Source organism: Streptomyces sp. NPDC043876, from assembly GCF_056435825.1.
Window position 1 is genome coordinate 1 of sequence record NZ_JBWKDV010000010.1, and the last position, 12271, is coordinate 12271.

General features: G+C 72.8%; 10 protein-coding genes. 2 read left to right on the forward strand and 8 right to left on the reverse strand.

The window, feature by feature from the left end:
* Positions 1 to 363 precede the first annotated feature (363 nt).
* The gene (locus tag AC0693_RS27990) at positions 364 to 1371 is read right to left on the reverse strand and encodes a stage II sporulation protein M (protein WP_469319695.1); all 1008 of its coding nucleotides are present in this window, start codon (positions 1369 to 1371) and stop codon (positions 364 to 366) included.
* A 103-nt stretch (positions 1372 to 1474) separates the two neighbouring features.
* On the opposite strand from AC0693_RS27990, the gene AC0693_RS27995 reads away from it, so the two are divergent.
* The gene (locus AC0693_RS27995; RefSeq protein WP_356409988.1) at positions 1475 to 2368 is read left to right on the forward strand and encodes an RDD family protein; all 894 of its coding nucleotides are present in this window, start codon (positions 1475 to 1477) and stop codon (positions 2366 to 2368) included.
* A gap of 24 nt (positions 2369 to 2392) precedes the next feature.
* Here the strand turns inward: AC0693_RS27995 and AC0693_RS28000 are convergent, their stop codons facing one another.
* Both AC0693_RS28000 and ahcY read right to left on the reverse strand, forming a co-directional pair.
* The gene (locus AC0693_RS28000) at positions 2393 to 3016 is read right to left on the reverse strand and encodes a hypothetical protein (RefSeq protein ID WP_478803192.1); all 624 of its coding nucleotides are present in this window, start codon (positions 3014 to 3016) and stop codon (positions 2393 to 2395) included.
* 99 nt (positions 3017 to 3115) lie between these two features.
* The gene (gene ahcY, locus AC0693_RS28005; protein WP_478803193.1) at positions 3116 to 4567 is read right to left on the reverse strand and encodes an adenosylhomocysteinase; all 1452 of its coding nucleotides are present in this window, start codon (positions 4565 to 4567) and stop codon (positions 3116 to 3118) included.
* 334 nt (positions 4568 to 4901) lie between these two features.
* Between ahcY and AC0693_RS28010 the strand changes: the two genes are divergently transcribed.
* Positions 4902 to 6950 carry a fructose-specific PTS transporter subunit EIIC gene (locus AC0693_RS28010; protein WP_478803194.1) on the forward strand — a complete coding sequence of 683 codons (2049 nt, stop codon included), beginning with the start codon at positions 4902 to 4904 and terminating at the stop codon, positions 6948 to 6950.
* A gap of 73 nt (positions 6951 to 7023) precedes the next feature.
* On the opposite strand, the gene AC0693_RS28015 is transcribed toward AC0693_RS28010, so the two are convergent.
* The 5 genes from AC0693_RS28015 to AC0693_RS28035 form a co-directional block, all read right to left on the reverse strand.
* Entirely contained in the window at positions 7024 to 7992 is a 969-nt protein-coding gene (locus AC0693_RS28015; protein WP_356409976.1) for a cation diffusion facilitator family transporter, read from the reverse strand.
* Positions 7993 to 8085: 93 nt separating this feature from the next.
* A complete protein-coding gene (manA, locus tag AC0693_RS28020; protein ID WP_356409973.1) occupies positions 8086 to 9252 on the reverse strand; it encodes a mannose-6-phosphate isomerase, class I in 1167 nt (388 codons plus the stop codon).
* 42 nt (positions 9253 to 9294) lie between these two features.
* Positions 9295 to 10428: an SIS domain-containing protein gene (locus tag AC0693_RS28025; RefSeq protein ID WP_356409971.1), complete on the reverse strand. Its 1134-nt coding sequence runs from the start codon at positions 10426 to 10428 to the stop codon at positions 9295 to 9297.
* Positions 10429 to 10535: 107 nt separating this feature from the next.
* The gene (locus AC0693_RS28030) at positions 10536 to 10721 is read right to left on the reverse strand and encodes a Trm112 family protein (protein ID WP_469319689.1); all 186 of its coding nucleotides are present in this window, start codon (positions 10719 to 10721) and stop codon (positions 10536 to 10538) included.
* Positions 10722 to 10844: 123 nt separating this feature from the next.
* A complete protein-coding gene (locus tag AC0693_RS28035; RefSeq protein ID WP_468470074.1) occupies positions 10845 to 12212 on the reverse strand; it encodes a phosphomannomutase/phosphoglucomutase in 1368 nt (455 codons plus the stop codon).
* Positions 12213 to 12271 lie beyond the last annotated feature (59 nt).

Genomic DNA, 12271 nt, shown 5'->3' on the forward strand with positions numbered 1-12271 from the left:
TTCCTCCGGGCTTCGTTCTTCGTTTCCGACTCTATCAGACTCTTTCGTGTCCGATTCCCGGTCGAAGCGGGATCCTGCTTTTCGCTTTCCAGGTTCCCGCTTTCGCGTTTCCCTTTCCGGCGATTCCGACTCTATCAGAAGTTTTCCACCGGTTTTCCCGGCGTTCACGTCCTGAAAAGAGGTCGGCTTGTGCCCCCGAAAAGGGAATGTAATTCCTGGAGGGGGCTAGAGAGACTTTAAACCATCGCTGCCGAACTTGTCCAGTTCGAGGCAACCGTTCGAATCTACCTCCCCACAGCGGCCGTGTCAACGGCGTTTGCGGGACGACGAGGAGACTAGCAGCTCAGCTGCCCGGTCCGCACATCAGGCGGCGGTCGGGAGGGTCGCGCTCTGGTCGGCGGCTTCGACGTCGCCCACCTCGCCCGCGCGGGCGGCGCGCCCACCGAGGACGTAGACGTACGTCAGGAACAGGGCCTCCACCACGACGCCGATGCCGATGCGGGCCCATGTGGGCAGGCCGGAGGGGGTGACGAAGCCTTCGAGCGTGCCCGCGACGAACAGGACCGCCGCCAGGCCGAGGGCCATGCCGAGCGCCGAGCGGCCCTGCTCCGCGAGGGCCTCGCGCCGGGTGCGGGGGCCCGGGTCGATGACCGTCCAGCCGAGGCGCAGGCCCGTACCCGCGGCGACGAAGACCGCCGTCAGTTCGAGCAGGCCGTGCGGGAGGATCAGGCCGAGGAAGATGTCGAGGCGGCCGGCCGAGGACATGAGGCCGATGCCGACCCCGAGGTTGAGCATGTTCTCGAAGAGGATCCACAGCACCGGGATGCCGAGGAAGGCGCCGAAGACCAGGCAGATCGCGACGGCCTGCGCGTTGTTCGTCCAGACCTGGGCGGCGAACGAGGCCGCCGGGTGGCTGGAGTAGTACGTCTCGTACTGACCGCCGGGGCGGGTCATCTCGCGCAGGTGCTCCGGCGCTCCGATCGCGGCCTGGACCTCCGGGTGGGCGGCTATCCACCAGCCGATGAGCGCGGCCAGGGCGGTCGAGAGCACGGCGGTGGGTATCCACCAGCGGCGGCTGCGGTAGACCGCCGCCGGGAAACCGGCGGTGAAGAAGCGCGCCACGTCCCGCCAGCCGGCCCGGCGGGCACCGGTCACCGTCGCGCGGGCGCGCGCGACGAGCTGGGTGAGGCGGCCCGTGAGCATCGGGTCGGGCGCGCTGGACTGGATCAGGGAGAGGTGCGTCGAGGTGCGCTGGTAGAGGGCGACGAGTTCGTCGGCCTCGGCTCCGGTGAGGCGGCGGCCGCGGCGCAGGAGCACGTCGAGGCGGTCCCATTCCGCACGGTGCGCGGCCACGAAGACGTCGAGATCCATCCGGTTACCGCTCCCCTGCCCCAGGTTCCCTGCTCCTACTGTGGTCAGCTTGGCAGACTTGATGAACAAGGGGCGGGGCAGGTCACGTGAAGGATGTGCAGCGGTGAGCGATCTGGTGACGGGGGACGCGGTCGTCCTGGGGCTGAGGCCCGCGAGGGTGCCGAGCCGGGGGCTGGCGTTCGTCCTCGATCTGGCCGTGTACTTCACCGGCTATCAGTTGATCAACATCGGTCTGATCTTCGCCGTCGCCTCCCTGGACGCGGCGGCCATGGCCGCGGTGATGGTGGCGGGCTTCCTGCTGTTCATGATCGGCGTGCCGGTCGCGGTGGAGACGCTGAGCCACGGGCGGTCGCTCGGGAAGCTGGCGTGCGGGCTGCGCGTGGTGCGCGACGACGGCGGGCCGATCCGCTTCCGGCACGCGCTGGTGCGCGGGGCGATGGGCGCGGTCGAGCTGCTGGGCACCGCGGGGATCGTGGCCTGCACCGCCTCGCTGGTCTCGGAGCGGGGCCGGCGGCTCGGGGACGTCTTCGCGGGGACGCTGGTGGTCCGCGAGCGGGTGCCGGGGGCCGGGGTGGTGCCCGTGCCGCCTCCCCCGCCGGGGCTGGCCGGCCGGTTCACCGGGCTGGACCTGTCCGGCGTACCGGACGGGCTGTGGCTGGCGATCCGCCAGTACCTGACGCGCATGGGCCAGCTGGACCCGCAGGTGGGCGCGGGGATGGCGGTACGGCTGGCCGACGACCTGGTGGCCCGTACCGGGACGCCCCCGCCGCCGGGGATCCCGGCCGCCGCGTACCTGGCGGCCGTGGTGCACGAGCGGCAGTCGCGCGACGCGGCGCGGGCCTTCGGGCGCCCTGCCGCTGCCGCCGTTCCCCGGTCTTACGCGCCGCAGGCGCCGGCCCCGGGGTACGGGGCGTACGCTCCCCCGCCGCCCGTCGCGTCCGCGCCGCCCGCGGAGCCACCGGCGCCGCGGGCCGGCGGCTTCGCCCCACCGGCATAGACCGTTCCCGCCTCCCGGTCCCGCTCAGTCGCCGGCCGGGAAGGCCGAGGGCGGGGTCTCCAGGTGTTCCAGTTCGATGCCGGGGGCCGAGAGGACGACGTCCCCGGCGAGGTGGACCGTGTGCACCTCGCCCGTGTCGAGGGCGCTGATCCGGTAGGTGTCCACCACCAGCGGGCCGCTGTCCGTGGGGTGTTGGGCGCGCTCGGTCAGCTGCCAGGCCTGGTCGACGGTGCGGGGCGCGAGCACCGGGTCGGTGAGGGCCACCAGGCGGACCCGGGTGGCGGGGCCGCCCGGCGCGAGGCGCAGCAGGCGGGCCGTGGAGACGAGGAAGGCCGGCGAGGTGCCGGTGAAGCCCGGGGCGCGGACGTTGCCCTCGGTGGCGGCGCTGCCGGTGGGGTCGGTACGGACCCAGGTGACCCCGTCGATCGCGGCCCCGCGCACCTGCCAGCCCGACGCGTTCAGCTCCATCCGGATCGGGCGGCCCAGCTCGTCCACGGCGAGGTCGATGGAGCCCCGGTGGCCGCCGTCCGGGGTGGTGAGCTGGGCGACGTAGCGCCAGCCGGAGGGGCCCGGCGCGCAGTGGAAGTGCTCCTCGCCGAGCGGGGTGTGGTCGTGCGTGTCGTGGAGCGAGTAGCGGCCGCGCGGCATGGCTCAACTTTCGGGGCGGGTGCGGATACGGGGCAGGCCCCCGGCAGTGCTGCCGGGGGCCTGTCCGTCGTCGTCGTGCGCTGCCGGTCCTCTTGAGGATCAGTAGCGGTAGTGGTCCGGCTTGAACGGGCCCTCGACCGGGACGCCGATGTAGGCGGCCTGCTCCGGGCGCAGGGTGGTCAGGCGGACGCCGAGGGCGTCGAGGTGCAGGCGGGCCACCTTCTCGTCCAGGTGCTTGGGGAGGACGTAGACGTCGGTCGGGTACTCGGCCTGCTTCGTGAACAGCTCGATCTGGGCCAGGGTCTGGTCCGCGAAGGAGTTGGACATGACGAAGGACGGGTGACCGGTGGCGTTGCCCAGGTTCAGCAGGCGGCCCTCGGACAGGACGATGAGGACCTTGCCGTCGGGGAACTTCCAGGTGTGGACCTGGGGCTTGACCTCGTCCTTGACGATGCCGGGGATCTTCGCGAGGCCGGCCATGTCGATCTCGTTGTCGAAGTGGCCGATGTTGCCCACGATGGCCTGGTGCTTCATCTTGGCCATGTCGGCGGCCATGATGATGTCCTTGTTGCCGGTCGTGGTGATGAAGATGTCGGCGGTCTCGACCACGTCTTCCAGACGGGCGACCTGGTAGCCGTCCATGGCGGCCTGGAGCGCGCAGATCGGGTCGATCTCGGTGACGATGACGCGCGCGCCCTGGCCGCGCAGCGACTCGGCGCAGCCCTTGCCGACGTCGCCGTAGCCGAAGACGACCGCGACCTTGCCGCCGATGAGGACGTCGGTGGCGCGGTTGATGCCGTCGATCAGGGAGTGGCGGCAGCCGTACTTGTTGTCGAACTTCGACTTGGTGACGGCGTCGTTCACGTTGATCGCGGGGAAGAGCAGGGTGCCCTCCTGCATCATCTCGTACAGGCGGTGGACACCGGTGGTGGTCTCCTCCGTGACGCCGCGGATCTCGGACGCGAGCTGCGTCCACTTCTGCGGGGCCTCGCCGAGCGTGCGGTTCAGCAGGGTGAGGATGTGCGCGTACTCCTCGGAGTCCGCCGTCGACGGGTCCGGGGCCGCGCCGGCCTTCTCGAACTCGACGCCCTTGTGGACGAGGAGGGTGGCGTCACCACCGTCGTCGAGGATCATGTTCGGGCCGCCGGTGGGGGTGTTCGGCCAGGTCAGCGCCTGCTCCGTGCACCACCAGTACTCCTCCAGCGTCTCGCCCTTCCAGGCGAAGACGGGGACGCCGGCCGGGGCCTCGGGGGTGCCGGTCGGGCCGACCGCGATGGCGGCGGCCGCGTGGTCCTGGGTCGAGAAGATGTTGCAGGACGCCCAGCGGACGTCGGCGCCGAGCGCGACGAGGGTCTCGATCAGCACGGCGGTCTGGACCGTCATGTGCAGGGAGCCGGTGATCCGGGCGCCCGCGAGCGGCTGGGTCTCGGCGTACTCGGCGCGGATCGACATCAGGCCGGGCATCTCGTGCTCGGCGAGGGTGATCTCCTTGCGGCCGAAGGCGGCGAGGGAGAGGTCGGCGACCTTGAAGTCGGTGAAGTCGGCAGTCATGCGGGCTGCTCCTCGTGGTTTCGAGAGGTGGGTACGGCTGAGCCGTGCACCGGCGGGCCGGCGCACAGGGAACAGTCCGTCGGAGGCCCTCTCTCCCCACGGCCGGTCACGAGGACCGCCCGACCGCCATCAGCGGCGACGCCTGACACTGATGACGAATCTACACCGATCGGCCGAGCGTGCCCCAGTGGGCCGTGGATCTTCCGTGCCCCGATCGGGGCCGTCCGGCGGGCGCTTTCCGGGTCTTCCGGACTTTTGGCGTGCCCCCCGCCCGGGGGAGGATGCCGGTGGCGGATCGGAACGTACGCGCGGTCCACGGCGTGAGGAGACACCAGTGACCAGTCCGGCAGGCCCGGCGGGCGGCGGGGGCGAGAGCGGGCGCGAGCGCCCGAAGCTGCTCGCCGTGACCGCGTGCCCCACGGGGATCGCGCACACCTACATGGCCGCGGAGAAGCTGCGGCAGGCGGCCGGGCGCCTCGGTGTCGACATGAAGGTGGAGACGCAGGGGTCCATCGGAGCCGAGAACGTCCTGACTGACAACGATGTCAGAGAGGCGGACGGGATCATCATCGCCGCCGACAAGGAGGTGGACCGCGCGCGCTTCGCGGGCAAGCGCGTCCTGGCCACGGGCGTCGCGGACGGCATCCACCGGCCGGAGGAGCTGATCGGGCGCGTGCGCAGCGCGCCGGTGCAGGCGGGCGGGTCGGCCGCGGCCGGTGCGGTCGGGGGCGGGAGCGGGGGCAGGGAGCGCAGCCTCGCGTACAAGGCGCTGATGAACGGCGTCTCGTACATGATCCCCTTCGTGGTGGTCGGCGGGCTGCTGATCGCCGTCGCGCTGGCCCTGGGCGGTCACGCCACGGAGAGCGGTTACGCGGTGACCCCCGGCACCTTCTGGGACCACGTCTTCCAGATCGGCGTCCTCGGCTTCACCCTGATGATCCCGGTCCTGTCCGGGTACATCGCCCACGCCATCGGCGACCGGCCCGCGCTGGTGCCGGGCATGATCGGCGGCTTCATCGCGAACACCGGCGCGCTGTACGGCTCGAAGGCGGGCGCGGGCTTCATCGGGGCCATCGTCACGGGCTTCCTGGCCGGTTACCTGGTCCTGTGGATCAAGAAGGTCAGGGTTCCGAAGGTGGTCCGGCCGATCATGCCGATCATCGTGATCCCGGTCGTCGCGACGACCGCGCTCGGCCTGTTCTTCATCTACGTCATCGGCAGGCCGATCTCCTGGGTGTTCGAGAACCTCACCGACTGGCTGTCCGGGATGACCGGCACCAGCGCGGTCCTGCTCGGCGCGCTGCTCGGGCTGATGATCGCCTTCGACATGGGCGGGCCGGTCAACAAGACGGCGTTCCTCTTCGGTACGGGCCTGATCGCGTCCGGGAACTACGCGGTCATGGGCATGTGCGCGGCGGCCATTCCGGTCATGCCGCTCGGCCAGGGCCTGGCGACGCTGCTGCGCCGCGGGCTGTACTCCGAGCAGGAGCGCGACACCGGCATGGCGGCCCTCTTCATGGGGATGTTCGGCATCTCGGAGGGCGCCATCCCCTTCGCGGCGGCGCGGCCGGCGGTCGTCATTCCGGCGAACATGCTCGGAGGCGCGGTCGCCGGTGCGATCGCGGGGGTGGCGGGCGTGGGCGACCACGTGCCGCACGGCGGCCCCGTCGTCGCCGCGCTCGGCGCGATCAGCGGCTGGGCCTGGTTCCTGATCGCCATCGCGGCGGGCACGGTGGTCACCGCGCTCACGACGAACGCGCTCATCGGGCTGAAGGAGCGCGGCACGAGCGGCGCCGCGGCCGGTGGGGATGCCGGCGCGAGCCCCGGTGCCGCGGGCCCCGGAACGGCCGTACGGGCTCCCCGGGCGGCCCCCGCCGCCGCGCCTCCCGCGGCCACGCCCCCCGTGGCCGTGGCGGGCCGGGAGCCGGAGGTGCTCTCCGGGTACCTGACCGGGCGGACGGTGAAGACCGAGCTGGCCGCCGAGGGCAAGGAGGCGGCGATCCGCGAGATGGCGGCGATGCTGGCGGGCACCGGCAACGTCCGGGACACCGAGGAGCTGGTGCGGGCCGTGCTCGCCCGCGAGGCCCAGGGGACCACGGGGCTCGGCGAGTCGATCGCGATCCCGCACGCCAAGACGGACGCGGTCAGCCGCCCCACGGTCGGCTTCGCCCGGTCCGCCGGGGGCATCGAATGGGGCGCCCTCGACGGGACGAAGGCGCGGCTGCTCTTCATGATCGCGGTACCGCGGGCGGCGGCGGGCGACGAGCACCTGCGGATCCTGGCGCTGCTGTCGCGCAAGCTGATGGATCCCGGCTTCCGCGACCGGCTCCAGTCGGCGCCGGACGGGCCGGCCGTCCTGGAGGTGCTCCGCGAGATCCGGTAGGGCGCGCCCCGGCCGCCGGAACGCACGAGCCCCCCGCACCATCGGTGCGGGGGGCCCGTACGCGTCGGGGCCGTCAGTGGGCGGCCGGGCCGCCCGGGGTGGCGGCCGGGTCGGCGCCGCGGGCCGCCGCCTCGGCGTCGTAGATGTCCGGCTCCAGGTAGATCACGCGGGCGATCGGGACGGCCGCGCGGATGCGTTCCTCGGCGGCGTCGATGGCGCGGGCGACCTCGGTGGCGGTGTCGTCGTGCTGGACGGCGATCTTGGCCGCGACCAGGAGTTCCTCCGGGCCGAGGTGGAGCGTGCGCATGTGGATGACGCCGGTGACGGTGTCGCCGTCGACCAGGGCGGTCTTGATCAGCTCGACCTGGTCGGCCCCGGCGGCCTCGCCGAGGAGCAGGGACTTGGTCTCGGCGGCCAGGATGATCGCGATGCCGATGAGCAGGGCGCCGATGCACAGGGTGCCGATGCCGTCCCAGACGCCGTCGCCGGTGGCCAGGGCGATGCCGACGCCGCCGAGGGCGAGGACCAGGCCGATCAGCGCGCCGAAGTCCTCCAGGAGGACGACGGGCAGTTCGGGGGCCTTGGCGCGCCGGATGAACTGGCCCCACGACAGCGAGCCGCGGATCTCGTTCGACTCCTTGATCGCGGTGTGGAAGGAGTAGGACTCCGCGATGATCGCGAAGACCAGGACGCCGACCGGCCAGTACCAGTGGTCGATGGCGTGCGGTTCCTTGATCTTCTCGATGCCCTCGTAGATGGCGAACATGCCGCCGACGGTGAAGAGCACGATGGAGACGAGGAAGGCGTAGATGTACCGCTCGCGGCCGTAGCCGAAGGGGTGTTGCGGCGTCGCCTCGCGCTGGGCCTTCTTCCCGCCCAGGAGCAGCAGCCCCTGGTTCCCGGAGTCCGCCAGCGAGTGGACGCTTTCCGCGAGCATCGACGACGAGCCGCTGAAGAGGAACGCCACGAACTTGGCTACAGCGATGGCGAGATTGGCGGCGAGTGCCGCCACGATCGCCTTGGTACCGCCCGACGCGCTCATGGTGGGGGGACTTCCCTTCCTCGGTACGGCGGCCCTGGCCGGGGCGCCGTGGTACGGCCGACCATTGTCGCAGCCATCGTCACGGACGGTGCGTCAGAGCACCACCGTGGCACGGAAGACCGTACCCGTTCCGGACAAGCTGGTCGTTTCGCCTGCGGGCACGAAGACCGAGTCACCCGGGGCCAGGGTCAGTTCGCCGGCGCGCGGGGCGCCCGCGGTGCACAGCAGGATCTGCGGGGCGGCGGCCGGGAGGGGCCGGGGGGCGCCGCCGGGGGCGAGGACGAAGCGGGAGAGACGGAACTCGTCGATGGGGGTCGCGTAGACCTCTTCGCCGTCGCCGTCGTCCTCGGGGCGCAGCACGCCCGGTTCGCCGGGTTCGAAGCGGACGACCCTCAGCAGCTCCGGGACGTCGACGTGCTTGGGGGTGAGCCCGGCGCGCAGCACGTTGTCGGAGTTGGCGAGGAGTTCCACGCCGAGGCCGTCGAGGTAGGCGTGCGGGACTCCGGCGCCGAGGAACACGGCCTCGCCGGGCTGGAGCCGGAAGTGGTTGAGCAGCATGGCCGCGATCACGCCGGGGTCGCCGGGGAACTCGCGGGCGAGCGTGACGTACGGCGCGTACGGGCCGCCCAGGCGCTCGGCGGCGGCCGCGGTCTCGGTGACCGTACGGGCCATCTCGGCGCGGTCGGCGCTCAGGACGGCGGTGAGCACCTCGCGCAGCGCCGCCTCGCGCGGGTGGGCGCGCAGCAGGTCGACGTACGGCTTGAGGCTGTCCACCTCCAGGCCGGCGAGCAGGTCGGCGGCCTCCTCCGGCGGGCGGAAGCCGCACAGTCCGTCGAAGGGGGTGAGGGCGCAGAGCATCTCGGGCTTGTGGTTGGGGTCCTTGTAGTTGCGGTGGCCCGCGTCGATCGGCACGCCCCGGCGCTGCTCGTCGGCGAAGCCCTCCTCGGCCTGGGCGAGGTCGGGGTGGACCTGGAGGGAGAGCGGGGCGCCGGCGGCGAGGAGCTTGAGCAGGAAGGGCAGCCGCGGGCCGAACTTGGCGACGGTGGCCGCGCCCAGTTCGCCCTCGGGGTCGGCGTCGATGACCGCGGACAGGGTCGTCCCGCCGTCCGCCCCGCGGTCGAGCCGTGAGGGGGCGCCGGGGTGGGCGCCCATCCACATCTCGGCCTGCGGCTCACCGGTGGGCTCGGTGCCGAGCAGCGCCGGGATGGCGGTGGGCGAGCCCCAGGCGTAGGGGCGGATCGTGTTCGTGAGGCGGTCCATCGGTCTTTCGTCTTCCTGGGAGGAGGGCGGGGCGGTTGCCCCTCAGGTACGTCCCCTGGTGGCCAGGGCGAGGTACGCGGTGGCGAAGTCCGTGACGGCGAGGAGTTCGGCGAGCTGTTCGAGGTCGCAGCCCTCCTCCGGTTCGATCTCGCTGATCGCCGTGTCGTGGCTGTGGGCGAGTTCGCGCGCGGCGGGCGCGGCGGTGAGTCCGCCGGCGGGCCGGTCGCGCAGCAGGACGACCCGGGCGTGCAGGGCCTGGGGCTCCTCCACCCGGTCACGGAAGAAGTCGTCGGGGTCGGCGCCGGCGGCGAGGGCGCCCGCGAGCAGGGTGCCGTGGGCGGGCAGCGCCTCGGGCAGTTCGGCGGCCATCGCGGGGCGGCCCGCCAGTTCGGCGAGGGTGGCGGCGAAGCGGCGGCCTGCCGGGCCCGCGCCGGAGCCCTCGCTCCAGACCAGGGCGAGGCAGTCGGCGAGTTCGGAGGCGAGGGTCTTGGCCGGGTTGCCGTACGTCGCGATGGCGGGCCCGCAGCGTTCGGCGGTGCGGTCGAGGCGGTCGGCGACCAGCTGGAGGGTGGCGGGGGCGGCGCTGACCAGGCCGAGCTTGTCGAGGAGGACGAGCAGCGGGGTCAGCAGCGCCCACAGGGCGCCGGGTCCGGCGGCCGCGCTCTCGTCGTACTCCTGGTAGGGCGCCTTGGCCATGGGGACGAAGAGCCCGTGCGCGCCGAGGACGGCCTCGCTGAGCGGGGAGCGCTCGGGGGCCACGGCGACGACGGTGCAGCCGCGCCGGTAGGCCTGGTCGACGAGGGCTTCGAGGCCGGGTTCGGTGCCGTCGGTGGTGGTGAGGAGCAGCAGGTCCACCGGGCCGGCCCAGCCGGGCAGGGTCCAGCGCATGGCCCCTGCGGCGGGGGCCACGCCCGCGGGGTGCAGCCGGGTGACGGGGGCCACGGCGCCCGCGAGGGCGGCGATCAGGTCGGCGACGCCGGTGGCGGCGGTGCCGGGGCCCGCGATCATGACGGCGCGCGGCCGTCCGTCGGGGCGCAGGTCGTCCAGCCCGGCCTCGGCCGCGTGCCGTACGGCGGTGCGGACCCTGGCTCCGGCGTCCGCGGCGCCGCGGAGCAGGCCGCTGCGGTCGGCGCGGGCCAGCTCCTCGGGCGCGTCGAGGAGCGAGTCGTCGAGCATGGCGGCCTCCGGTCTCTGAGGGGCGTTGCGGGCCCAACGTAGCGCCCGGAGGGAAGCCGGGGCCCGTATTGCCGATCTCTTCGACGGTCCGGGGCCGCGGCCCGGTGTCAGGCGGGGCGGCGGGCCTCGTCGACGAGGAGGACGGGGATGCCGTCGCGCACGGGGTACGCGAGAGCGCAGTCCTGGCCGGTGCAGATCAGTTCGGGGGCGTCTGCGTCGGCCGACCGGTCGCGCAGCGGCGCGTGGCAGGCGGGACAGGCGAGGATCTCCAGAAGGCCGGCTTCGAGCGGCATGGGGCGTCCCTTCAACATGCGGATTGGGCCAGGTCAGCGTACCGCCGGGCCGCGACGTGCGCGGCCCGGCGGTGGGTGGAGGGGGTGCGGGCCCTCCGGCCCGTGGTGCGGTGCTCTCGCGGCTCAGGCGCGGACGAGCGCCAGTACCTCGTCGCGGACCGCGTTCAGGGTCTCGGTGTCGCGGGCCTCGACGTTCAGGCGCAGCAGCGGCTCGGTGTTGGAGGGCCGCAGGTTGAACCACCAGTCGGCGGCGCTGACGGTGAGGCCGTCGAGCTCGTCGGTCTCCACGCCGTCCCGGGCGGCGTACGCGGCCTTGACGGCCGCCATCCGGCCGGCCTGGTCGGCGACGGTGGAGTTGATCTCGCCGGAGCCGCGGTAGCGGTCGTAGGAGGCGACCAGCTCGGAGAGCGTGCCCTGCTGGCCGCCGAGGGCGGCGAGGACGTGGAGCGCGGCGAGCATGCCGGTGTCCGCGTTCCAGAAGTCCTTGAAGTAGTAGTGCGCCGAGTGCTCGCCGCCGAAGATGGCGCCGGACTTGGCCATCTCCTGCTTGATGAAGGAGTGGCCGACGCGGGTGCGGACGGGGGTGCCGCCGTTCTCGCGGACGACCTCGGGGACGGACCAGGAGGTGATGAGGTTGTGGATCACGGTGCCGGTGCCGCCGTTGCGGGCCAGCTCGCGGGCCGCGACGAGGGCGGTGATCGCGGAGGGCGAGACGCCCTCGCCCCGCTCGTCGACGACGAAGCAGCGGTCGGCGTCGCCGTCGAAGGCGAGGCCGAGGTCGGCGCCCTCGGCGAGGACGCGGGCCTGGAGGTCGACGATGTTCTTCGGGTCGAGGGGGTTGGCCTCGTGGTTCGGGAAGGTCCCGTCGAGCTCGAAGTACATCGGGACGAGGTCCAGCGGGAGGCCGTCGAAGACGGTCGGGACGGTGTGGCCGCCCATGCCGTTGCCCGCGTCGACGACGACCTTGAGGGGACGGATCGAGGTGAGGTCGACCAGGCCCTTGAGGTGCGCGGCGTAGCCGGCGAGGGTGTCGCGCTCGGTGATGGTGCCCGCGGCGACGGGGGCGCTCTCGGGGGCGCCTTCGTCGGACCACTTCTCGACGAGTTCGCGGATCTGCGCGAGGCCGGTGTCCTGGCCGACGGGGGCGGCGCCCGCGCGGCACAGCTTGATGCCGTTGTACTGGGCCGGGTTGTGCGAGGCGGTGAACATGGCGCCGGGCAGGTCGAGCAGGCCGGAGGCGTAGTACAGCTGGTCCGTGGAGCACAGCCCGATCAGGGTGACGTCGACTCCGCGGGCCGCGGCGCCGCGGGCGAAGGCGCCCGACAGGCCGGGCGAGGAGGGCCGCATGTCGTGGCCGACGACGATCGCCGAGGCGTCCGTCACCTCGACGAAGGCCGCGCCGAACAGCTCCGCCAAACGCTCGTCCCACTCGTCCGGGACGACGCCCCGGACGTCGTACGCCTTGACGATGTTCGAAAGATCAGCAGCCACTGCCTGCCCTCCTGAGGGTTCTGTACGGGGCACCAAACCTACCCTGCACGGCGGGCGGC